Annotated in this window: 1 protein-coding gene and 1 rRNA gene; both read right to left on the bottom strand. The window is 46.7% G+C overall.

The features are described 5' to 3' along the window. Window positions 1–1,526 (bottom strand): 16S ribosomal RNA (locus J500_RS16675); the annotation flags it as partial. A gap of 430 nt (window positions 1,527–1,956) precedes the next feature. Beyond that, on the bottom strand, window positions 1,957–2,145 hold a 189-nt coding region (locus J500_RS16670; protein ID WP_034700722.1), incomplete at its 5' end, for a peptidylprolyl isomerase.

Here is a 2,145-nt window from a genome sequence, read left to right as displayed (position 1 = left end):
CAGCCGCAGGTTCCCCTACGGCTACCTTGTTACGACTTCACCCCAGTCATCGGCCACACCGTGGTGAACGTCCTCTTTGCAGTTAGACTATCCACTTCTGGTGCAACAAACTCCCATGGTGTGACGGGCGGTGTGTACAAGGCCCGGGAACGTATTCACCGCGGCATTCTGATCCGCGATTACTAGCGATTCCGACTTCATGGAGTCGAGTTGCAGACTCCAATCCGGACTACGATCGGCTTTTTGAGATTAGCACCCTATCGCTAGGTAGCAACCCTTTGTACCGACCATTGTAGCACGTGTGTAGCCCTGGTCGTAAGGGCCATGATGACTTGACGTCGTCCCCGCCTTCCTCCAGTTTGTCACTGGCAGTATCCTTAAAGTTCCCACCCAAAGTGCTGGCAAATAAGGAAAAGGGTTGCGCTCGTTGCGGGACTTAACCCAACATCTCACGACACGAGCTGACGACAGCCATGCAGCACCTGTATGTAAGCTCCCGAAGGCACCAATCCATCTCTGGAAAGTTCTTACTATGTCAAGACCAGGTAAGGTTCTTCGCGTTGCATCGAATTAAACCACATGCTCCACCGCTTGTGCGGGCCCCCGTCAATTCATTTGAGTTTTAGTCTTGCGACCGTACTCCCCAGGCGGTCTACTTATCGCGTTAGCTGCGCCACTAATCCCTCAAAGAGACCAACGGCTAGTAGACATCGTTTACGGCATGGACTACCAGGGTATCTAATCCTGTTTGCTCCCCATGCTTTCGTACCTCAGCGTCAGTGTTAGGCCAGATGGCTGCCTTCGCCATCGGTATTCCTCCAGATCTCTACGCATTTCACCGCTACACCTGGAATTCTACCATCCTCTCCCACACTCTAGCTAACCAGTATCGAATGCAATTCCCAAGTTAAGCTCGGGGATTTCACATCCGACTCAATTAGCCGCCTACGCACGCTTTACGCCCAGTAAATCCGATTAACGCTCGCACCCTCTGTATTACCGCGGCTGCTGGCACAGAGTTAGCCGGTGCTTATTCTGCGAGTAACGTCCAGTAGCTGGTAGTATTAATACCAGTACCCTCCTCCTCGCTTAAAGTGCTTTACAACCATAAGGCCTTCTTCACACACGCGGCATGGCTGGATCAGGGTTCCCCCCATTGTCCAATATTCCCCACTGCTGCCTCCCGTAGGAGTCTGGGCCGTGTCTCAGTCCCAGTGTGGCGGATCATCCTCTCAGACCCGCTACAGATCGTCGCCTTGGTAGGCCTTTACCCCACCAACTAGCTAATCCGACTTAGGCTCATCTATTAGCGCAAGGTCATTACTGATCCCCTGCTTTCTCCCGTAGGACGTATGCGGTATTAGCATCCCTTTCGAAATGTTGTCCCCCACTAATAGCCAGATTCCTAAGTATTACTCACCCGTCCGCCGCTAAGATCAGTAGCAAGCTACTTCTCTCCGCTCGACTTGCATGTGTTAAGCCTGCCGCCAGCGTTCAATCTGAGCCATGATCAAACTCTTCAGTTAAAATCATTTTGCGTCTTTCTTAAAGAACAAGACGCCAATTCTGGCTCATCAATTACTGACAAATTCTCTCAAATAAACTTCGAGTAATTTAAACCAATTAATTAATGATAATTTTTCGATCAATCAATTGGTAAAAATCCACACAAGTTGTTCTTCTATTTTCTTAATGATCTATTCCTTACCTCGTCAGTAAGAAATTCAACTCAATACAAATCCTCAACCTTAACCCTAAAAGCCAAGATCTTCATCGTGTATCGCGTCGGGATGTGTGTATTCTATGCAGTTTTTACACAAGCAAGCCCTTTAACTCATTGTTTTATTGAGTGTTCTATTTTTGTGCATCGATCTAGTTTATTTTATAATCAAAACCAATGTAACTATTTATTTATAAAGCAGAAATATTAATTTCACATTTCTGCTTTATTGTTTGTTATTTAGCACTTTTTTGTGGCTTGATTTGCACACTCAGGATTTTAATCGGTTGTTTAGGCACATTTTGATAAGAACCTATAGTCGTTGTTGGAACTTTAACAATTTTATCGACCACATCCATGCCCTTTGTGACTTTACCAAACACTGCATACCCTGCATCTACTGGAGAAGCATTCAGGAAGTTATT

Source organism: Acinetobacter sp. 479375, assembly GCF_000581715.1.
GTDB classification, from domain to species: Bacteria; Pseudomonadota; Gammaproteobacteria; order Pseudomonadales; family Moraxellaceae; genus Acinetobacter; species Acinetobacter ursingii.
The sequence above is the reverse complement of the archived record's forward strand: the minus strand, read 5'-3'. Positions and strand labels throughout refer to the sequence as shown.